Origin of the sequence: Intrasporangium calvum, assembly GCF_028446585.1 — a bacterium.
GTDB classification, from domain to species: Bacteria; Actinomycetota; Actinomycetes; order Actinomycetales; family Dermatophilaceae; genus Intrasporangium; species Intrasporangium calvum_A.
This window is the reverse complement of the sequence record NZ_JAPFQL010000047.1, coordinates 1-20,567: the sequence shown is the minus strand read 5'-3', so window position 1 is coordinate 20,567 and position 20,567 is coordinate 1. Positions and strand designations below refer to the sequence as shown.

The 20,567-nt window shown below is 70.6% G+C and carries 20 protein-coding genes; 4 read left to right on the top strand and 16 right to left on the bottom strand.

Going from position 1 to position 20,567, the window contains the following annotated elements:
* Positions 1-24 precede the first annotated feature (24 nt).
* From frr to rpsB, 10 genes are all read right to left on the bottom strand, one after another.
* Complete coding sequence (gene frr / locus OO014_RS11760; protein WP_272462510.1) at positions 25-582, bottom strand: ribosome recycling factor; 558 nt, start codon at positions 580-582, stop codon at positions 25-27.
* Between the two features lie 56 nt (positions 583-638).
* Positions 639-1,367, bottom strand: coding sequence for a UMP kinase (pyrH, locus tag OO014_RS11755; RefSeq protein WP_272462509.1), 729 nt, complete (start codon positions 1,365-1,367; stop codon positions 639-641).
* Positions 1,368-1,445: 78 nt separating this feature from the next.
* On the bottom strand, positions 1,446-2,567 hold the full coding sequence (locus OO014_RS11750) for an aminotransferase class V-fold PLP-dependent enzyme (protein ID WP_272462508.1): 1,122 nt from the start codon (positions 2,565-2,567) through the stop codon (positions 1,446-1,448).
* Between the two features lie 29 nt (positions 2,568-2,596).
* Entirely contained in the window at positions 2,597-5,212 is a 2,616-nt protein-coding gene (locus OO014_RS11745) for a DUF4153 domain-containing protein (protein WP_272462507.1), read from the bottom strand.
* Positions 5,209-5,889, bottom strand: a complete 681-nt coding sequence (locus tag OO014_RS11740) for a response regulator transcription factor (protein WP_272462506.1) — start codon at positions 5,887-5,889, stop codon at positions 5,209-5,211. The genes OO014_RS11745 and OO014_RS11740 overlap by 4 nt, the downstream gene beginning before the upstream one ends.
* 144 nt (positions 5,890-6,033) lie before the next feature.
* The gene (locus OO014_RS11735) at positions 6,034-6,537 is read right to left on the bottom strand and encodes a DsrE/DsrF/DrsH-like family protein (protein ID WP_272462505.1); all 504 of its coding nucleotides are present in this window, start codon (positions 6,535-6,537) and stop codon (positions 6,034-6,036) included.
* 56 nt (positions 6,538-6,593) lie between these two features.
* Positions 6,594-6,908 (bottom strand): TusE/DsrC/DsvC family sulfur relay protein, encoded by a 315-nt coding sequence (locus OO014_RS11730; protein WP_272462504.1) that lies wholly within the window; start codon positions 6,906-6,908, stop codon positions 6,594-6,596.
* Between the two features lie 19 nt (positions 6,909-6,927).
* Positions 6,928-8,181 carry an NAD(P)/FAD-dependent oxidoreductase gene (locus tag OO014_RS11725; RefSeq protein ID WP_272462503.1) on the bottom strand — a complete coding sequence of 418 codons (1,254 nt, stop codon included), beginning with the start codon at positions 8,179-8,181 and terminating at the stop codon, positions 6,928-6,930.
* Between the two features lie 244 nt (positions 8,182-8,425).
* Positions 8,426-9,256 carry a translation elongation factor Ts gene (gene tsf / locus OO014_RS11720; RefSeq protein WP_272462502.1) on the bottom strand — a complete coding sequence of 277 codons (831 nt, stop codon included), beginning with the start codon at positions 9,254-9,256 and terminating at the stop codon, positions 8,426-8,428.
* Positions 9,257-9,314: 58 nt separating this feature from the next.
* Positions 9,315-10,166, bottom strand: a complete 852-nt coding sequence (gene rpsB, locus OO014_RS11715; protein ID WP_272462501.1) for a 30S ribosomal protein S2 — start codon at positions 10,164-10,166, stop codon at positions 9,315-9,317.
* 289 nt (positions 10,167-10,455) lie between these two features.
* Here rpsB and OO014_RS11710 point away from each other — a divergent pair, with 289 nt between their 5' ends.
* The 3 genes from OO014_RS11710 to OO014_RS11700 all read left to right on the top strand — a co-directional run bounded on the left by OO014_RS11710 (position 10,456) and on the right by OO014_RS11700 (position 14,380).
* Positions 10,456-12,411, top strand: coding sequence for a DUF6541 family protein (locus OO014_RS11710; RefSeq protein WP_272462500.1), 1,956 nt, complete (start codon positions 10,456-10,458; stop codon positions 12,409-12,411).
* Positions 12,412-12,516: 105 nt separating this feature from the next.
* On the top strand, positions 12,517-13,680 hold the full coding sequence (locus OO014_RS11705) for a pyridoxal phosphate-dependent aminotransferase (protein WP_272462499.1): 1,164 nt from the start codon (positions 12,517-12,519) through the stop codon (positions 13,678-13,680).
* A 136-nt stretch (positions 13,681-13,816) separates the two neighbouring features.
* Positions 13,817-14,380: a murein hydrolase activator EnvC family protein gene (locus OO014_RS11700; RefSeq protein WP_272462498.1), complete on the top strand. Its 564-nt coding sequence runs from the start codon at positions 13,817-13,819 to the stop codon at positions 14,378-14,380.
* Between the two features lie 18 nt (positions 14,381-14,398).
* Here OO014_RS11700 and OO014_RS11695 read toward each other — a convergent pair whose 3' ends face one another.
* Positions 14,399-15,355 (bottom strand): tyrosine recombinase XerC, encoded by a 957-nt coding sequence (locus OO014_RS11695; protein WP_272462497.1) that lies wholly within the window; start codon positions 15,353-15,355, stop codon positions 14,399-14,401.
* Between the two features lie 132 nt (positions 15,356-15,487).
* On the opposite strand from OO014_RS11695, the gene OO014_RS11690 reads away from it, so the two are divergent.
* Positions 15,488-16,453, top strand: coding sequence for a TSUP family transporter (locus OO014_RS11690; protein ID WP_272462496.1), 966 nt, complete (start codon positions 15,488-15,490; stop codon positions 16,451-16,453).
* A gap of 50 nt (positions 16,454-16,503) precedes the next feature.
* Here OO014_RS11690 and dprA read toward each other — a convergent pair whose 3' ends face one another.
* From dprA to OO014_RS11665, 5 genes are all read right to left on the bottom strand, one after another.
* Positions 16,504-17,604, bottom strand: a complete 1,101-nt coding sequence (gene dprA, locus OO014_RS11685) for a DNA-processing protein DprA (RefSeq protein ID WP_272462495.1) — start codon at positions 17,602-17,604, stop codon at positions 16,504-16,506.
* A complete protein-coding gene (locus OO014_RS11680) occupies positions 17,601-19,151 on the bottom strand; it encodes a YifB family Mg chelatase-like AAA ATPase (RefSeq protein WP_272462494.1) in 1,551 nt (516 codons plus the stop codon). Before OO014_RS11680 ends, dprA begins: the two co-directional genes overlap by 4 nt.
* Positions 19,148-19,528, bottom strand: coding sequence for a YraN family protein (locus OO014_RS11675; RefSeq protein WP_272462493.1), 381 nt, complete (start codon positions 19,526-19,528; stop codon positions 19,148-19,150). The genes OO014_RS11680 and OO014_RS11675 overlap by 4 nt, the downstream gene beginning before the upstream one ends.
* Positions 19,529-19,640: 112 nt before the next feature.
* Positions 19,641-19,961 carry a DUF2469 domain-containing protein gene (locus tag OO014_RS11670; RefSeq protein ID WP_013493108.1) on the bottom strand — a complete coding sequence of 107 codons (321 nt, stop codon included), beginning with the start codon at positions 19,959-19,961 and terminating at the stop codon, positions 19,641-19,643.
* On the bottom strand, positions 19,958-20,567 hold a 610-nt coding region (locus OO014_RS11665), incomplete at its 5' end, for a ribonuclease HII (protein WP_272462492.1). The genes OO014_RS11665 and OO014_RS11670, both read right to left, overlap by 4 nt.

Below are 20,567 nucleotides of genomic sequence, written 5' to 3'. Positions count from 1 at the left end.
TCTCGGGTGGCGGTTGGTGGGTCCTCAGACCTCGAGGAGCTCGGACTCCTTGTGCTTGACGAGGGTGTCGATGAGGTCGGTGTGCTTCTTGGTGAGCGCCTCGAGCTCCTTCTCCGCACGGGTGCCCTCGTCCTCGCCGACCTCGCCGTCCTTGACGAGCTTGTCGATATCGGTCTTGGCCTTGCGGCGAACGTTGCGGATGGAGACGCGCCCGTCCTCCGCCTTGTGGTGCGCGAGCTTGATGTACTCCTTGCGGCGCTGCTCGGTCAGCTCGGGCATGACGCACCGGATCTGGTTGCCGTCGCTCGCGGGGTTGACGCCGAGGTCGGAGTCGCGGATGGCCTTCTCGATCTCGTGCAGCGCCGACTTGTCGAACGGGATGACGAGGATCGTGCGCGGCTCGGGGTTCTGGAACGACGCGAGCTGCTGCAGCGGCGTCGGGGCGCCGTAGTAGTTGACGAGGAGCTTGTTGAACAGGCCCGGGTTGGCGCGACCGGTGCGGATGCCCGCGAAGTCCTCCTTGAGGACCTCGACGGCCTTGTCCATCTTCTCCTCGGCCTCGAACATCGTCTCTTCGATCATGACTTTCGCTTCCTCGTCCTCGTCCGGGTCACAGGGGTGGTCGGTGTGCAGAGCACTCAGGCGTTGGTGACCAGCGTGCCGATCTTCTCACCCAGCAGGGCGCGGGTGATGTTTCCATCGCCTTCCATGCCGAACACGACCATGGGCAGCTTGTTCTCCTTGCACAGCGAGAACGCCGCGGCGTCGACGATGCGCAGCCCGTTGGCCAGACCCTCCTCGAAGGTGAGGGTGTCGTACTTCGTCGCCGACGGGTCCGTCTTGGGGTCGGCGGAGTAGACGCCGTCGACGCCGTTCTTGGCGATGAGCAGGGCGTCGCACTTGGTCTCGAGGGCCCGCTGGGCGCTGACGGTGTCGGTCGAGAAGAACGGCATGCCGGCGCCGGCGCCGAAGATGACGACCCTGTTCTTCTCCATGTGGCGGATGGCGCGGCGCGGGATGTAGGGCTCGGCGACCTGCTGCATCGCGATCGCGGACTGGACCCGCGTCTCGACGCCCTCCTTCTCGAGGTAGTCCTGCAGGGCGAGGCAGTTCATCACGGTGCCGAGCATGCCCATGTAGTCGGCGCGGGTGCGGTCCATCCCGCGCTGCTGCAGCTCGGCGCCGCGGAAGAAGTTGCCGCCACCGACGACGACGGCCACCTGCACGCCGCCACGGACGGCCTCGGCGATCTGCCGCGCGATGCCGGCGACGACACTCGGGTCAACGCCCACTGCCCCACCTCCGAAGGCCTCACCGGAGAGCTTGAGGAGCACCCTCTTGAACGGGGTGTTGCGGGCATCGATCATGGGCGGAGCCTCCTGGTGGGCAGTTCCGGCGGTCGCCCGATCTTTCCACATCGTGGGCGTCGGGGTCGCATCGGCTGCTCAGACCCGGCCGACGAGCGCGTCGGCGAGCCGGGCGTAGTCGTCCTCGTCGTTGTAGGCCTGCGCGGCGAGGCGCAGGTAGCCGCGGCCGTCGAAGCTCCCGGCCGGGACGAGGAAGCCCGCGGCGTAGAGCTGCTGCCAGAGCGCCTCGGCCCCCTCGGGTGTCGCCGCCACCCCCTCGGGCAGCGGGACGAGCGTCATGCACGGAGCAGAGGGTATGCCGCTGGGCTCGGGCTCCGTTCCGAGTGCGGTCGCGACGTGGCGGGCTCCGCCCCGAAGCAGCTCGGCGTTTCGGGTGATGTTGTCCCAGCCGCCCAGGTGCTTCCAGAAGGCGATCGCGTCAGGAAGGGCGAGCCAGGCCGAGTGGTCGACGGTGCCCTGCAGGTCGAAGCTGGCCGGGAACGGCTTGCCGTGGCTCCACGAGGTGACGAGCGGGCGCACGTCCTCGTGGCGGCCCGGCTCGACCCAGAGGAGCGCCGACGACCGCGGTGCGAACGCCCACTTGTGGAGGTTGCCGACCCAGTAGGCCGCGCCGAGCGACTCCACGTCGAGGCCGGGCAGGGCGCCGGGGGCGTGGGCCGCGTCGACGAGGACGGGGACCGGAGCGACCGCTGCGACGACCTCGGCGACCGGCAGGACCACGGCCGTCCCCGAGGTGATCTGGTCGATGACGACCAGTCGGGTCTCGGGGGTGAGGGCCTCGGTGAAGGCGGCGACGATCTCGGCGGTGCTGGCGCCGAGGCCGAAGGTCGCCTCACGCGTGGAGCCGCCGCGTGCCTCGACCGCCATGGCTGCGGTCGGGTAGCCGTGGTTGCTCATGACCACGTCGTCACCGCGACCGATCGACAGCGCCTGGAGGACGACCGCGACGCCCTCGGAGACGTTGCGCACGAGAGCGGCCGAGTCGACTGAGACCCCGACGAAGGTGGCCGCGTGCTCTCGGGCGGCGGCGATGGCGGAGGGCAGCTCATCGCGGAAGGCGCGCATCGGTGCCGCCTCGATCCGGGCCCGGGCCCGGTCCTGGGCCTCACGCACGACCCGGGGCACGGCGCCGAAGGCCCCGTGGTTGAGGTGGGTCAGGCCGGGGTCGAGCTCGAACAGCTCTGCGATGTCGGCGCGCACCCCGTCATCGTGTCAGGTTGGACGCGCGGTCAACCGCCTGTGCTGCTCGAGACGATCAGGGTGTTGCACGCCGGTTGGTCGGCTGCCGTCAGCGCGGCGACACCGTCGGAGGCGCGCGCTCGACCGAGGTTCCAGGACAGCCAGTCGTCGGTCGATCCCCTCCAGTCGTGCGTGAGGCAGGCCGCCAACCGCGGGGGCAGGCCGGACCGGATCGTGGGCGCGGCGTCGGGGCCGAGCGAGGCAAGGTAGACGGCGTCGAGCCTGCCGGTCTCCTCGTAGCGGTCGATGTTGCGCTGCGCGACCCACGCCTCGGGGTTGGCCAGCCCGATCGCCAGGACGAGAACCGCGCCCGAGAGCAGGGCCACCCGCGGGAGCCACCAGCCCGAGAGCCGCACCCCGGCGACGATGACGAGGAGGAGGAGCAGGCCCATCCACAGCTCGAAGGCGTCGACGAGGACGCGCAGCACCGTGAAGCCGTAGGCCTCCTGGTAGACGGACATCCGATAGAGGGCCGAGGCGACGACGACCAGGGCGAGGAGGCAGAGCGTGCCGAGCACGAGACGCAGGAGGAGCTGCTCGCGGGCCGTCCCGCGCGGCGCCTTCCGGGCACCGAGAGCGACCGTCAGCAGGGTGAGGAAGGTGACGGCGGTGAGCTGGCCGAAACCCTGGTGGACGTACTCGGCATAGGTCAGCCCGGTGGTCCGCTGCACATAGTCGTGCCCGCCCCACATCGCCGCGGCCTGGGCGACGACGAAGGCGACGAAGACGGCGATGACGAAGGTGGCGGGCACGAGCCACTCCCAGGACCGGGCGACGCTTCGTGCCTGCGGGAGGGCGAGCCGGTCCACGCGTGGCGGGTTGATCGCGACGTAGGAGGCGGCGAGCACCGTGCCGCCGACGACGAACGCGATGAAGAAGCGCTGGACGACGCTGTCGACCGCGACGTCGGGAACCAGCGCGGCGGTCCACGACCCGAAGACGGCGTCGCCCGAGGCGAAGAGCCCGCCGAAGATGACGAGCGCCGCGACGGAGATGGACACGGTGCGCACGACCGGCCACAGCGTCGAGACGCTGGACATCGCGGTGAGCGTGCGGCCGAGCAAGGGCAGCCCACGCACGGCGGCGAGCACCCAGGACGCCCACCCGCCGAGCATCGAGACGAAGCTGAGGGCTCCCGTGAGCGCGGTCATGAGGAGGAGGCCGCAGACCAGCACGGCCAGCACCGTGATCCACTCAGCCGCGCGGAGCACGGCCAGCGAGGCCAACCCGACCCCCACGCCGGCCGAGACCAGGGTCCAGGGGGCACGCAGCCGGACCGCTCCGCGCAGGACGAGGGCGGCGGCCAGGAGCAGGATCCCGAGGAAGCCGAGGCCGATGCGGCGGTCGGGCAGCACGAGCGCGGCCATGGCGCCGATGCCCACCGAGCCGAGGACGAGGCCCGGGCGGGGGCCGAGCCCGCGCTCCGGCCACAGGTCGCCGAAGACGGAGTCGACGACCGCAGGAGCCGGCACGCCGGGCGCTGGAGTCGGCACGATGGTCGTGGCGGGACGCTGAGGGCTCGGCATGAGGGGTTCCTTCGCCGGCGGCGTGGCGGGCACGGCCTGCGCCGTCGACCGGGAGACCGGTCCAGGGGTGGCGGGGTGCCGCGGGAGCGTGGCGCGGACGTGGGCGCCGCGGGTCTCCCCCTGGGGCGGGACGACGGTGATGGAGCCGCCGTGCAGCTCGCAGACCCAGCTGGCGATGGCGAGGCCGAGCCCGGTGCCGCCGCCGGACTCCTGCCACGACCCGAATCGGTCGAAGACCCGGTCCGCGTGCTCGGGGTCGATCCCCGGCCCGTCGTCGCCGACCTCGAGCGTCCAGCGATCCTCGCCGAGGCGTGCGGCCCGGACGCGGACGGTGCCGCCGACCGGGCTGTGGCGAACGGCGTTGTCGAGGAGGTTGGCGACCACCTGGGCGAGACGGTCAGGATCGGCCTCCACGGGGAGCGGCTCGTCGATCGACGCGTCGAAGGCGATCTCTCGCTGGTCTCCCCCGGCGGCCCGGGCCTCCGCGACTCCCTGGGCGATGATCGCGGCCACGTCGACGGGCTGGATGCTGAGGCTGCGCAGGCCGCCGTCGACCCGGCTGAGGTCGAGCAGGTCCGCGACCAGGTCACTGAGCCGCTCGGACTGCCTCAGGGCCGTCCGGAGCGCGGCATCGTCGGGCGAGACGACGCCGTCGACGAGGTTCTCGAGGAGGGCGCGCTGTGCGGTGAGTGGCGTGCGCAGCTCGTGGGAGACCATGGCGATCAGCTGGCGACGCTGCTGGTCGGCTGCGGCCAGGTCGGCCGCCATCGTGTTGAAGGCCCGCGCGAGCTCACCCACCTCGTCCGCCGAGGTCGCGGTCACTCGCTGTGAGCGGTCACCGGTCGCCATCGCCTTGGCCGCCGCGGTCATCTCCCGCAGCGGCGAGGTCATCCCGCGCGCGAGCCACAGGACCACGAGGAGCGCCCCGGCGATGGTCACTGGCACCGTCAGCCAGACGGACACCCCGGCCCGGTCACCGGCCTCCGACACGAGCGACGCAGCGACGATGCTGAGGCCGACCAGGACCGCCAGCTTGACCTTGATGGAGCCGAGGCCGTCCAGCGGTCGCTCCCGGCTCACGAGCCCGCCCCGAAGGCGTACCCGACTCCGTGGACGGTCCGCACGCGGTGCGGGCCGATCTTGGCGCGCAAGGACTTCACGTGGCTGTCCAGCGTTCTCGTGCGGGCGGCGTCGGCCCAGCCCCAGACCTCCCGCATGAGCTCGTCCCGCGAGCGGACGGCCCCGGGGGGCTCGAGCAAGGACATCAGCAGGTCGAACTCGAGCGGGGTGAGATGGACGGGTCGGTCGTCGACCAGGACCCGGCGGCTCGACCGATCGACGCTCACACCGTTGACGGCGATGGCCGGGGACTCGACGGTCGCGAGCTCCCGGGCCCGCTCGACGCGGCGGAGCAGGGCCTGGATCCGTGCGACGACCTCGCGCATCCGGAACGGCTTGGTCACGTAGTCGTCCGCACCGACGCCGAGCCCGACGAGCAGGTCCGTCTCGTCGTCCCGAGCGGTCAGCATGAGGACGGGGACGGGACGGTTCGCCTGGATCCGCCGACAGACCTCCAGCCCGTCGAAGCCGGGAAGCATCAGGTCGAGCAGGACGAGGTCCGGATCGTGCGTGGCGTGCGCCGCCACGGCTGTGGGCCCGTCGTGGGCCTGGACGACGTCGAACCCCTCGGCACGCAAGCGGTCGGTGACCGTCTGGTTGATGGTCGGGTCGTCCTCGACGACGAGGATTCGGCTCATGCTCCTGAGCCTAGGAGCGCTGCTGCGGCAGCGACGGGAGCAACGTCTGGAGATGGTGTGAAGATCCCGGTGGCGGAGGGGCCGCGGAGGGCAGGAAGCGGCCCGGGGCGGATGCGCACGCCCCGGGCCGTCCAGACCCAGCCGTCAGATGAAGAGCAGCTGGGCGCCCGCGGTCATCTCGATGAAGTCCGACGCCGAGATGATGCCTTCGACGTCGTCCCGCAGATCCGCCTCAGTGAGGTGGTTCATGTCCGCGGACAGTCGGCACGCCCACAGGTGACCACCGGACGCGACGATCTGGTCGAGGAAGTCGGGCACCTCGGGGATGTCGAGCTCGGCGATGGCCTTCTTGAGCTGCGACGTGGCGAGGTGGGTCATTCCCGGGATTCCGCCCAGACCCTGAGGCATGTGCATCGCGGTGTTGCCGAGCAGCGTTGCCTTGAGGTTGCCCTGGGTCTTCTTGTTGATCATGTCGAAACCCCAGAAGGTGAAGAACAGGTGGGTCTCGATGCCCTCGCCCAGGGCGGAGTTGCCGAGGATGAGGCCGGGGTAGGCCATGTCGAGCGTGCCCTTGCTGCAGATGATGGCGAGCTTGCGGCCCTCACCAGTGGGCTCGTCGAACGACGGGACGAACGGGGTGTCAGTCATCAGATGCTCCTGAGAAAGTCTTTGTCGTGTGTGTGGTCGTCAGTCCTGGGCGCGTCTCACACGCAGCCCTTGGGCTTCGGGACACCGGCGACGTACGACATCTTCTTGGCCGGCTTGCCGGGGAACATCGTGAAGAGCTGCTTGACGGGCAGGCCGAGCTGCGTGCTCACGCGGCGCAGCGTCGGGGTCTCTCCCTGGGACTTGTAGTCCTCACGGAGGAACTTGACCAGCCGCCAGTGCTCCTCGCTCATCTCGACGCCGATGAGGCGGGCGAACTCCGTGCCGAGCGTCTCGTTCCAGTCGTCGGGGTTGCTGAGGAAGCCTTCCTCGTTGACCTCGACCTGGGTGCCGGCGATGGTGGTGGTAGGCATGGGATGACGTCCTTTCGAGTCAGGCGTCGGCCGGGATCTTGCCCGACATCGACATGTGTGGGGGAAGGCCCAGGGGGCGGCCGGGAAGCAGCATGTTCCAGTAGATGTGCCGGAACGCGAGCTTGCCGACGTGGTTGGCGCGCGACTCCTTCAGCAGCGTCATCGGACCGACCTTCGGCAGCGGGAACGTGCCGGTGAGTGGCTCGGTGTCGTAGTTGAAGTCGAGGAGGAGGGCCTTGCCGCCACCGGACTCGACGAAGCAGTTGGCGTGCCCGTCGAACGAGTGGGTCATCGGCTTGCCGGCGATGAGCTCCATGAAGTTCTCGACGAAGATCTCGACCGAGAAGTGCGCCACGGAGCCCGCCTTGGAGGTGGGGATGTTGCTCGCGTCGCCGAGGGCGAAGATCTCCGGGTGCTCGGTGGACTGCATGGTGTGCTTGTCGACGGGGACGTAGTTGAGGTCGTCCCCGAGGCCCGAACGGGCCACGAAGTCGGCTCCCATGTTGAGCGGGATCGTGACGAGCTGGTCGTAGTGAACCTCGCGCTCGTCGTAGGAGACGAGGACCTTGCGCTCCTGGTCGATGCTCTCGATCATGAAGTCGGTCTCGACCGTGACGTTGCGCTCCTTGAGGATGTGGCCGAGCTCCTTGCTCGCGACCGGCTTGGTGAACGCCCCGTCGAGGGGGGTCACGAAGACGATCTCCGTCTTGTCGCGCAGGCCGCGCGAGCGGAGGTAGTCGTCGGCGAGGAAGGTGAACTCGAGCGGCGCCACTGGGCACTTGAACGGCAGCTCGGTGATGTGCACCACGAGCCGGCCGCCGGTGAAGGCGCTCAGCTGGTCGCGCAGGGCGACCGCCCCGTCGTACGTGTAGAACTCGCCGACCGACCGGTGCCACTCGTCGCCGAGCATCCCGGGCGTCTGGTCCGGGCGGGGGCTGGTGCCCGACGCGATGACGAGGTAGTCGTAGGCGAGCGACCGGCCGTCCGTCAGGGCGACGGACCTGGCTTCGGGATCGACACGGTCGACCTCGGCGAGGACGAGGTCGACCCCGTCACCGATGTAGGCGTGCTTCGTCTTGCGGATCTGCTCGGGGGTGTTCATCCCGAACGGGATGAAGAGGTAACCCGGCTGGTAGTCGTGGATGTCGGTCTTGTCGACAACCGTGATGGTCCAGTCGGTCTTGTTGAGACGGTGGCGGAGCTTGTTCGCGACCATGGTTCCGGCCGTGCCCGCGCCCAGCACCACCAGGGATTTCTTCGTTGCGGTGGTCATGTCTCCATGAGATACCCCCGCGGGTATCTACGGGAAGACCTTTGCCCTGTGACCCCTACTACATTGCGTAGTACACGCAACACGCCCCGCTCCTCGAAGGTCCCCGCGTTGCAGCACGGATGACCTGCACGGCGCCGGGCGTGTTGCAGTGGGCGCGGGAGTCGCGGGGGTGGGGAGACGACAGAACAGCCCGCGGCACCAGGTGCCGCGGGCTGCTGCTGTGTGACTGGGTGGTGCTAGGGCCTCACTGGCCGACGCGGAAGCGCGCGAACCCGGTGGCCGTGGCGCCGGCCTCCTCGAGGACCTTGGCGACGGTCTTCTTCGGCTCCTTGGCGAACGGCTGCTCGAGCAGGACGTTCTCCTTGAAGTAGCCGCCGACGCGACCCTCGATGATCTTCGGGAGCGCAGCCTCGGGCTTGCCCTCCTCGCGGGCAGTGGCCTCGGCGACCCGACGCTCGTTCTCGACCGTCTCGGCCGGGACCTCCTCGCGGGTCAGGACCGACGGACTGAACGCGGCGACGTGCATCGCGACGTCGCGCCCGACCTGCTCGTCGCCGCCCTGCAGCGCGACGAGGACGCCGATCTGCGCGGGCAGGTCGGGGCTCGTCTTGTGGAGGTAGGCCACGACCTTCTCGCCCTCGAGGCGGGCCACGCGACGGACCTCGATCTTCTCGCCGATCGTCGCGTTGGCGTCGTCAAGGAGCTCCTTGACCGACTTGCCGTCCTCGAGCGTGCTCGCGAGGAGCGCGTCGGCGTCAGCCGCACGCGTGGCGACGGCCTGGGCGAGGACCTGGTCGGCGAGGGCGATGAACTTCTCGCCCTTGGCGACGAAGTCCGTCTCGCAGTTGACCTCGACCAGGGTGCCGACGCCGTCGCCGGCCTGGGCCGCGACGAGACCGTTGGAGGCCGAGCGGCCCTCACGCTTCGTCACGCCCTTGAGGCCCTTGACCCGGAGGATCTCGACGGCCTTGGCGCGGTCGCCGTCAGCCTCGTCGAGCGCCTTCTTGACGTCCAACATGCCCGCGCCGGTCTGCTCGCGAAGCGCCTTGATGTCAGCGGCGGTGTAGTTCGCCATGCTCTGATTCGCTCTTTTCGTCAGTGGAACTGGAAATGACTCGAACGGGTGGACCGGCTCAGGCCTGCTCGGCCGGAACCTCGACCGACTCGGTCGCGTCCGGGGCAGCCTCGGTGGCGGCCTCGCCCGCACCGGCGGCCGCGGCGGCCTCGGCGTAGAGCTCGCGCTCCCACTCGGCCAGCGGCTCCTCAGCGCCCGCCTCGGCGCCGGAGCGGCCGCTGGAGCGCTGGACGAGGCCCTCGGCGACGGCGTCGGCAATGACCCGCGTCAGCAGCGTGACGGAGCGGATCGCGTCGTCGTTGCCGGGGATCTTGTAGTCGACCTCGTCGGGGTCGCAGTTCGTGTCGAGGATCGCGATGACGGGCAGGCCGAGCTTGCGGGCCTCGTCGACGGCGAGGTGCTCCTTCTTGGTGTCCACGATCCACACGGCGGAGGGGACCTTCGCCATGGAGCGGATGCCGCCCAGGGTCTTCTCGAGCTTGTCCTTCTCACGCTTGAGGACGAGGAGCTCCTTCTTCGTGCGGCCGGAGCCGGCGACGTCGTCGAAGTTGATCTCCTCGAGCTCCTTGAGGCGCGTGAGGCGCTTGGAGACCGTCTGGAAGTTGGTGAGCATGCCACCGAGCCAGCGGTGGTTGACGTAGGGCATCCCGACGCGGGTCGCCTGCTCGGCCACCGGCTCCTGGGCCTGCTTCTTCGTGCCGACGAAGAGGATCGTGCCGCCGTGGGCGACGGTCTCCTTGACGAACTCGTAGGCGTTGTTGATGTACGTCAGCGACTGCTGCAGGTCGATGATGTAGATGCCGTTGCGCTCGGTCATGATGAAGCGCTTCATCTTCGGGTTCCAGCGACGGGTCTGGTGCCCGAAGTGGACGCCGCTCTCCAGGAGCTGGCGCATGGTGACGACGGCCATGCCGTGTCCTCCTTGATTCGTGGTTGTCAGTTGTCTGTGAGGCCACCTCCGCCGAAGCCGGCCGACGTGCGGTCCGAGCCCAGCGGCATACGCCTCACTCCTGGCGTCTTGACTCACCCCGCCCAGCCGACCGGTGGTCGGGCTGGGACTGCCGTGGTGCGTCCCGGGACGAGCCCGGAGGAAGACGCGCGAATTCGGTCGCGCGCGCCGAGGCACACGTGACCGTCGTCCATCGTAGTGCGTCAGCCCGTGTGCTGGGAAATCCCCCCGACCAGCAAGAATGACCGCCATGGCGAACGAGTTCAGCGGGTCCAGCTGGTGGGAGACGATCCCGGTGTTCGCCGCTCTGCTGGTGGCGCTCTTCGGCCCGGGCTGGCTCGTGGTGCGCGCCCTCGGCACGCGCGGGCTCGAGGCGCTCGCCGTCTCCCCCGCCGTCTCAGTCGCGGTCATCGCTGCGTGGGCGACGGTGACCCAGCGGCTCGGACTGGGTTGGAGCTGGCTGGTCCTCGCCGCGGTCACGGCCGTCACTGCCGCGGCCGGCTGGCTCGTCGTGCGCGCCCTCGGCGCCCACGACCCCGTCCTCACCCCACGGCGGCGCCTCCTCGGCCGGCCGGACCCCCACGCAGCCCTCGCGATCGGCATCGGCGTCGCCATCGCGCTCGCCACGATCCTGCCCGCCATCGGTCGACCGGACGAGCTCGTCGACAGCCCGGACGCCGTCTATCACCTCAACCGGATCCGGCTCTTCCTCGACACCGGCAACTTCTCGATCGTCCACCCGACCTTCTACCCCAACGGGTTCCACGCGTGGATCGCGACCGGACTGCAGACCGGCGCCGCGCCAGTGCTCCCCGGCACCAACGTCGCCACCGTCATCCTCGCGGCCGTCGCGTGGCCCCTCGGCGTGGTGACGCTCGTCCGGCACGCGCTCGGCACGTCGCACATCGTGACGTATGCCGCTGGGCTGGCTTCCGCAGCCTTCGTGTCCTTCCCGACGATCCTCCTCGGGTGGGGCGTGCTCTGGCCCAACCTCATGGGCACGGCGCTGACGCCGGCCGCACTGGCGATCATGCTGCAGGCGGCGCGGACCGTGACCGGGCGCCGCCTCCGGGAGCGCTCCCGGCGGTGGCTCGGGCAGTGGTTCGGCTTCGCCGCCGCCCTCGTCGGCCTCGCCCTCATCCAGCCCAACTCGCTCGTCGCCCTGGTGGTGTTCGCCCTCGTCTGGTTCGTCACGGCCCGTCTGCGGGCCGGCGTCCTCGGCCATGCCCCCTGGACCGCGGTGGGCCGCGACCTCGGCATCGTCGCGGTCGTCGGGGTGGCCGGGCTGCTCACCGCGCCACTGCTGTCCGCGCGGCTCGCCTCGACGCAGTCGTACGAGTGGAAGGGCCAGGTCAGCGTCTGGACCGCGTTGGTCGAGGTCGTCGGCGGGCGGCTCCAGATCCCCGTGGTGCTCTGGGGCGTGCTCGTGCTGCTCGCACTCGGCATCGGCTGGATCCTGCTCCGCGCCCGATCGGCGATCCCGGTCGTCGCCATGTGGGGTGTCGTCGTGGCCCTCTACGTCATGGCGGCCTCCTCCACCGCGTCGTGGACGGCCCTCGTCACCGGCTACTGGTACAACGACAAGGTCCGGCTGGCCTCCCTCGCCGCGGTCCCCGGCGTTGTCCTCGTCGCCGCTGCGGCGCCGGCGGTCCGGGACCTGCTGCTCAAGGTGCCCGCCCTGCGGATCCAGGGACCCGCGGTCAGCCTCCTGGCGCTGGCGCTCATCCCCTTCGCGACCGTGGTCGCGCAGGGGCCGACCCGGACCGCCATGCTGGACAACTTCTTCCGGCCCGCCGACCCGACGCACGTCATCCTCTCGTCGCAGGCACAGGCCGATCTCGCGGTGCTCGCCGAGGAGATCCCCGCAGGCGAAGGCCTCGTCGGGCGCCCGGAGAACGGGTCCCCGCTGATGTACGCCCTCTTCGGGACCAACACCTTCTACCGGTCCATCCCCGTCCCGGACACCGGCGACGAGAACCTCATCGGGACCGGGTTCGACGACATGACGACCCGCCCGGACGTGTGCGCAGCCCTGCAGCGGCATGACATCCGCTGGGCCATCGACTCCCCGCACGTCTACTGGCTCGACCGGCCCGACCGATCCTCCGGGCTGTTCAGCCTGGCGTCGGTGCAGGGGCTCGAGCAGGTGCGCACCGTCGGCGACTACACCCTCTACCGGATCACCGCCTGCGGACTCGGCGGCTGACCACAGCAGGGCGTCCGCGCCATCAACCCCGCCGCGCCGGGACCGCACGTTTCCCGAGAAGCCGGCCCAGCGGCATACGGCATCGGCGTGGATAGGGTGCGACGCATGAGGTCACTGTTGGCGCCCCGCATGGCCGGCTTCGGCACGACGATCTTCGCGGAGATGTCCGCGCTCGCGACGCGGACCGGCGCGATCAACCTCGGACAGGGCTTCCCCGACACCGACGGCCCGCGCGAGATGCTCGAGGCGGCCAAGGCGGCGATCGACGGCGGCCGCAACCAGTACCCGCCCGGGCCCGGAGTGCCCGAGCTGCTCGACGCGGTGGCGGCCCACCAGGAGCGGTTCTACGGGCTGCGCGTCGACCCGGCGTCCGAGGTGCTCGTCACCGTGGGCGCGACCGAGGCCATCGCCTCAGTCATCCTCGCGCTCTGCGAGGCCGGCGACGAGGTGGTCACGTTCGAGCCGTACTACGACAGCTACGCGGCCACCATCGCGCTCGCCGGGGCGACCCGACGGACCTCGGTGCTCCGCTTCCCCGACTTCGCGGTCGACGAGGAGTCGCTGCGGGCCGCCTTCTCCGAGCGGACGCGGCTCGTCCTGCTCAACACGCCCCACAACCCGACGGGGAAGGTCTTCACCCGAGCGGAGATGGAGCTCGTCGCCCAGCTGGCCCGGGAGCACGATGCCTGGGTCGTCACCGACGAGGTCTATGAGCACCTCGTCTTCGAGGACGCGGACCACATCCCGATGGCGACGCTGCCCGGCATGGCCGAGCGCACCATCACGATCTCGTCGGCCGGCAAGACCTTCTCGGCCACCGGGTGGAAGGTCGGCTGGCTCACCGGTCCGGCCGAGGCGGTCGCAGCGGCGCGGACGGTCAAGCAGTTCCTCACCTACGTCGGGTCGGGGCCGTTCCAGCCCGCTGTCGCGGTCGCGCTCGGGCTGGGGGACGAGGTCTACCGGGAGCTCGCGGCCTCGCTGCAGGCCAAGCGCGACCTGCTCTGCGAGGCGCTGCAGGCCTCCGGCCTGATGGTGTCCCGACCTGCCGGCACCTACTTCGTCATCGCCGACGCCGCGCCCCTGGGCGCCGTCGACGGGCTGGAGTTCGCCCGTCGCCTGCCCGAGCTGGCCGGTGTCGTGGGAGTGCCCGTCTCGGTCTTCCACGACGACGCGGACGCCGCTCGGACGCTGGTGCGCTTCGCGTTCTGCAAGCGGGACGAGGTGCTCGTCGAGGCGAGCCGTCGTCTCGCGCGGGCCGGGAGGTCCTGAGCGCGGGGCGTGCGCGCCGGGAGCGTCCCGGCCCTGACGGCGCCGGTCGTCCACATCCCTCGGCGCCTGCAGCCCGTTGTCCACAGCCCCTCATCGTTGGCGGGGCGTCGCCTCGCTTGCAGGAGAGGCTCGGCCCATGCTGCCCCTCAGCGACCTCGTGGCCGCGCTCGTCGGCGCCGGCCTGTCCATCGGCCTCGCGACCGGTTCGCCGCCCCCGACACCGCCTCGCGAGCCCGCACCGCCGGTCGGCTCAGCCGCACCGCACGCGGATCCACCAGACGGGTCCTCGCGCGGGTGGCGCTGGCCGTTGGCACCACAGCCCGAGGTGGTCCACCCCTTCGACCCGCCGAAGCACCGGTGGGAGCCGGGCCACCGCGGTGTCGACCTCCGTGCGTCCGTGGGACAGGAGGTCCACTCCCCCGAGGCGGGCGAGGTGGCGTTCGCCTCCCGGCTCGCCGGTCGCAGCGTCCTGGTCGTCCGTCACACCAGCGGCCTCCGGAGCACATTCGAACCCGTGGAGTCGCTGCTGCGCGTCGGTGCGCAGGTGGCCAAGGGGGAGATCGTGGGCCGGGTGAGCGGGGAGCCGACCCACTGTGACCCAGCGACGTGCCTGCACTGGGGCGTCCTGCGCGGGCGTGAGTACCTCGATCCCCTGGCGCTGCTGGGTCGCCCGCCGGTGGTGCTGCTGCCCCTCGGTTGACCGATGGATCGGGTCGGTTCAGGCCCTGGGGTGGGCCTGCTGGTAGCTCTTGCGCAGCCGGTCGACGGAGACGTGGGTGTAGATCTGCGTCGTCGCGAGGCTGGCGTGGCCGAGGACCTCCTGCACCATCCGCAGGTCCGCCCCACCCTCGAGCAGGTGGGTGGCCGCGCTGTGCCGCAGGCCGTGTGGTCCAAGGTCCGGGGCGTCGGGCAGGTGGCTGAGCACCTCGTGCACGAGCGAGCGGACCTGGCGCGGGTCCACCCGGGCGCCGCGACGCCCGAGGAAGAGCGCCGGCCCGGAGCGCGGGCCGACGAGCCGCGCGCGGATGGCGAGCCAGTCCTCCAGCGCCTTGGCCGCTGGGATCCCGAAGGGCACCATGCGCTCCTTGGCTCCCTTGCCCATGACACGGACCGTCCGCTCGCGCAGGTCGACGTCGTCGATGTCGGTCGACACCAGCTCGCCGACGCGGATCCCCGTCGCATAGAGCAGCTCGAGGACGGCCCGGTCCCTGACGTGGACCGGGTCGGCGTCATCCGCCCGGACGGCTGCCAGGTCGAGCATCGCACTGGCCTCCCGCTGCTTGAGCACGTCGGGGAGGGTGCGGTTGCGGCGTGGCGCGACGAGCCGCAGGGACGGGTCGGCGTCGATGTGACCGGAGCGCTGCGCCCACTTGAGGAAGGTCCGTGCGGCGGCGGCCCGGCGCGCGATGGTCGAACGCGCAGCACCCTTGTCCGCCTGATCCCCCAGCCAGGAGCGCAGGTCGGCGAGTCGCACGTCGCGCAAGTCATCCACCCCTTGGGCGACCGTGAAGGCGAGGAGGTGGTTGATATCGGACAGGTAGGCGCGCGAGGTGTGCTCGGAGCGGCCCCGCTCGGAACGCAGGTGCCGGGCGAACTCCTCCATGACCGCATCGAGAGCAGGCGGGCGCTGGTCAGGTGCAGCCGGCGCGACCTCCACCCCTCCCGAGCCACTCATGAGGGAACCATCGCAAACCGGGCTGTTGGGGGCAAGCACCGTGAGCCCGACTGGCAGCGATGTCTGGATTAGATACCCCAGGGGGTATAGTCGATCTGTCCGGTGACCGCGACCCGTAGGAGCAACCGACTCATGGCCGCCCCTCTCCTGGCCCTGGCCGCCTTCCTGTCCATCTTCATCGGCCTCGCCGTGGGCCTGCTCGGCGGCGGCGGCTCGATTCTCACGACGCCGCTGCTCGTCTACGTCCTTGACTTCGAACCGAAGCAGGCCATCACGGCCAGCCTGTTCATCGTCGGGATCACCTCGATCTTCGGCCTGGTCCAGCACGCCCGGCAGGGTCGGGTTCGTTGGCGCACCGGTTTGATCTTCGGCCTGGCCGGTATGGTAGGCGCCTTCGTGGGAGGGCAGGTCGGTGCGCACCTTCCCGGGTCCCTGCTGCTGGGGGCCTTCGCCGTGATGATGGCCGTGACGGCCGTCGCCATGATCCGCGGGCGGCAGAGCACTCGCGCAGCGCATGCCCAGGGCCTGCCCATCGCGCGCATCCTTCTCGACGGTTTCGCGGTGGGTCTGGTGACCGGCCTCGTGGGCGCCGGTGGCGGCTTCCTCGTCGTCCCGGCCCTGGCCTTGCTCGGCGGCTTGCCGATGGGCACGGCCGTGGCCACCTCCCTGCTCGTCATCGCCATGAAGTCCTTCGCGGGCTTTGCCGGCTACGCCCTCCAGTTCGGCACGAACGGGAACCTCGTCCAGGCCAACCCGGAGACCCAGATCGACTGGGGAGTGACCCTGCTCGTCACCGGGTTCGCGATCCTCGGCGCCCTGGTGGGAAGCCGCGTGGTGGGCCGGATCCACCCTGATCGGCTGCGCAAGGGCTTCGGCTACTTCGTGCTCGTCATGGCGGTGTTCATGCTGAGTCAAGAGGTGGGGGGAGCGCTGATCGACTTCGCCGGCCAAGGCTGGCTCAACGCCTTCCTCGTGGTCTCCGGCCTCGTGGTCCTCGCGGGAGCCTTCGCCTGGCTGATCCGGCGACGACCAGCACCGACGGATCCCGAGGAGCCGAGCCCCCAGGACATCGCCCGGGAACCCAACCTCCAGCGCTGAGACCCTGCTGGCCGGCGCTGAGGACGCCGACCGCGGTGCGCTCAGGGCGTCTACTGCCTACATGTCCTCGAGCTGGCCTTGCGCCACGTCCCCTCGCGTCGCTCCGCGAGCCCCAGCTCGACGAGGCGGGCGAGTGCCGGGAGTGCCTGCATGGGAGCAAGGGCTGAGGCGTTGCACACCTGGGCCAGGTCGACCCACGCGCGATGTGGCAGGCCGTCGTGGATCCTGGCGTCGTCAGGCCCCAGCTCGTCCGTGAGACGTTCCACGCCTCTCGGCTCGTCGCAGGCGTCGGCGCCGAGGTCTCCGACGAGATCGATGACCTCGCTCGCGCTCGTGACCAGCGTGGCCATGCCCGCGCGGATCTTGGCATGGCAGCCGGCCGACGTCATCGACGTCACCGGCCCGGGGCAGGCACCCACTGGACGCCCCAGCTCGACAGCCGTGTTCAAGGTGTTCAGCGAACCGGAGCGGAGGTCGGCCTCGACGACGAGCGTCCCCCTCGCCATCGCGGCGATCAGCCGGTTGCGCAGCAGGAAGCGCGATCGCATCGGTGCCGACCCGGGCGCCACCTCGGAGAGGACGGCCCCGGTCTCGGCGATTCGGCCGATGAGCCGACCGTGGCCCGCGGGATACGGGCGGTCCACTCCCCCGGCCAGGGCGGCGACCGTGACGCCCTCCACGGCGAGCGTGCCTCGATGCGCAGCACCGTCGATGCCGAAGGCAGCACCCGAGATGACGGTCCAGCCACGTTGGGCGAGGCCCGCCGCGATATCGGCCGCCAGCTGTTCGCCGTAGGCGGTGCACACTCTCGACCCCACCACCGCGACCGACCGTTGGGTGACTCGGGCGAGGTCGGCCGGACCTCGGACCCAGAGACACCACGGCGGGATGACGAGGTCGCCCAGCCGCTCGGGCCACTCGGCGTCGCCGGGGATGAGAAGCCGCGCGCCGACCTTCTCGGCGGTCGCGAGGTCGCGCTCGATGTCGAGGCGACGAACTCGCTCTGCGAAGCGCGACAGCTTGCCGTGTCCCTGTCTGACGCGGTCGAGGGCCTCAGTCGGGCCGTGTTGCACGAGCAGCTGGTGCACCTGGCGATCACCTGGCTCCGCGAGACGGGAGAGGGCCGCCCGGGCGAGCCGGTCGTCGGTCATGCTGCGATCCCCGCCTGGCGGCGCAGGGAGAGCGCGAGCTCGACCTGGTCCCGTCCGGGACGCTGGAGGCCGGACAGGTCGGCAATGGTCCAGGCGCTGCGGAGGCTGCGGTCGTAGCCACGAAGGCTGATGCTGCCCCGATCCAGGGCCCGATCCAGTGGCGCCAGCGCGCTGCTCGGGAGCCGCCAGGCGGGCGAGCGCAGGAGCGAGCCCGGGACGTACGCGTTGAGGGCCCAGCCATCGATGAGCAGGCCGCGCCAGCGCTCGCGCTGGACCGCCCGCGCCGCAGCGACCCTGGCGGCCACCTGCCGGGTGCTCTCTCCCGGTGGCTGCGCGGCGAGGGACAGACCGGGGGGCTGCACATGGACCTGCAGATCGACCCGATCGAGAAGGGGCCCGGACAGCTTGCCGAAGTAGTTGCGGCGCATCGTCACCGAGCAGGTGCAGTCGGAGCCTTGCCCCCAGCCGTTGCCACAGGGGCACGGGTTGGCGGCGAGCACGAGCTGGAAGCGCGCCGGAAAGGTCACCGACTCCTGGGCCCGGGCGATGGTCACGCTGCCGCGCTCGAGGGGCGTGCGCAGGGCCTGGAGGACGGCCTTGTCGAACTCGGGCGTCTCGTCGAGGAACAACACGCCGCAGTTCGCCTGCGTGATCGCCCCCGGCCGGATATGGCCACTTCCGCCCCCGATGATGGCCGCCTGTGAGGCCCCGTGGTGCGGCGCGACGAACGGCGGCCGGGTGATGAGCCGGACCTCGTCGAGGAACCCCAGGACGGAGTGGATCGCCGTCACCGACATCGACTGGGCCTCGTCCAACGGCGGAAGCAACGCGGGTAGCCGCTCGGCCAGCATCGTCTTGCCGGCTCCGGGCGGGCCGGCGAGAAGGAGGTGGTGGCCACCGGCCGCGGCGATCTCGAGGGCGACCTTGGCCTCGGTCTGGCCGAGGACGTCGGACAGGTCCGTCGTCGGGCGCGGCGCGAGACTGCCGTCAGGAGCCGGCTCCTCGACTGCGGTCACGGCGCGGCCCCGGGCCAGGTCGCCGTAGCGCTGCACGAGCTCGCGCACGTCAGAGACCGGGTGGACCTTGAGACCGCTCACCAGGCGGGCCTCCGCAGCGTTCACGGCCGGGACCACGACATGGCGCACTCCCGCGAGGAAGGCTGCGTGCGCGGCCGGCAGCACCCCGGTCACGCCTCGGACCGAGCCGTCGAGGCCGAGCTCGCCGATGTGGACGACGTCCTCGACCACCTGACGCGGCACGATCCTCATCGCGGCGGCGACCGCGACGAAGATCGCCAGGTCGAATCCCGTTCCGACCTTCCGGCGTCCGGCCGGAGAGAGGTTCACCGTGACGCGGCGCTGGTTGACGAGCATGTCCGGCACGAGGGAGGACACGGCCTTGATCCGCTCCGGTGCCTGTTTGACCGCGGAGTCGCCCAGGCCACTGATCACGAACCCGGGGAGCCCGCCCGCCACATGCGCCTCGACCTCGACGACGAAGCCGTTGACACCACTGAGCCCTACGGCCCGGGTCCGACCAAGGCTCACTGCACACCCCGCAGGTGAGTGATCTGGGCCGTCCCACCCCGGGGACGCAGGATCGAGATGACGTCGATCCTGATGTCACAGCCCCGCAACTGGCGGCGTTCGGCTCGCGGTCGGGCGTCCAGCCACAGCATCGCCAGGCGGCGCAGGCGTGCCAGCTTCTGCCGGGTGACCGCTTCGAAAGGTGCCCCGAACCGCTCAGTGCTGCGCGTCTTCACCTCGCAGACGACGAGCGCGGCCGCATCTCGGGCGACGATGTCGATCTCGCCGCGCGCACAGCGCCAGTTGCGGTCGAGGATGGTCAGGCCGGAGTCGCCGAGGTACCGGCAGGCGAGCTCCTCGCCGTACGCACCCAGAGCCCGGGTCGGTGAGGTTTCCATGCGGCCAGCCTTGCGGCGCCGGCCCTTTCGCGCCCGAGGCCTCCACTCGGGTGTGGACGGACCGTCCCGCCCGAAAGGGATGTGGACAAGCCCGCCCGAGGCCCTCAGCCGGTCAGGAGAACTCCCCCGACTCGGGCAGCTTGATGTCCGGCTTGGGCAGCTCTTCGATGTTGACGTCCTTGAACGTCACGACTCGCACGTTCTTGACGAAGCGGGCCGGCCGGTAGATGTCCCAGACCCACGCGTCGGCCATGGTCACGTCGAAGAACACCTCGCCCCCGTCCGTGCGGACCTTGAGGTCGACGGAGTTGGCCAGGTAGAAGCGGCGCTCGGTCTCGACGACGTGGGTGAAGAGACCGACGACATCGCGATACTCCTTGTAGAGCTGCAGCTCCATCTCGGTTTCGTACTTCTCGAGGTCTTCCGAACTCACCTGACCGCCGTTTCTGTCTCTGTCGTCATGAGGGCCGGCACGTAGGCCTCCGTCCCCTCATTCAACACCTCTTCCAACGCCTCCTCGGGCAGCGCCAGCACGCCGCCGCTCACCCCCGGCAGCCGCCAGGAGCGGCGATGCAGCTCGCAGGGCCCCAGCCGGGCGAGCGCATCCAGGTGCTCGGGAGCCGAGTAGCCCTTGTTGAGGTGCCAGCCGTATGCCGGGTGCTGGGCTCCCAGCCCGACCATCAGCTCGTCTCGCTCCACCTTTGCGAGCACGCTGGCCGCGGCCACGGACGAGCACTTGAGGTCGGCCTTGATCATGGTGGTGACGGGCGGTGTCGAGGGCCCGTCGTCCCCCGCGAAAGCGAGCAGTCCCACCTCGTGAGGCGCCGTCAGCCAGTCGTGGTTCCCGTCGAGGATGACGAGGTCGGGCACGACGCCCACCGTGGCCAGTGCGCGCAGACCCGCCAGCCGGAGCGCGGCCATGATCCCGATGTCGTCGATCTCCTGTGGTGAGGCATGACCCACGGCGTGGGCGATCGCCCACCGCTCGATCCTCGGCACGAGCCCTCTGCGAGCCCGCTCGGTCAGCAGCTTGGAGTCC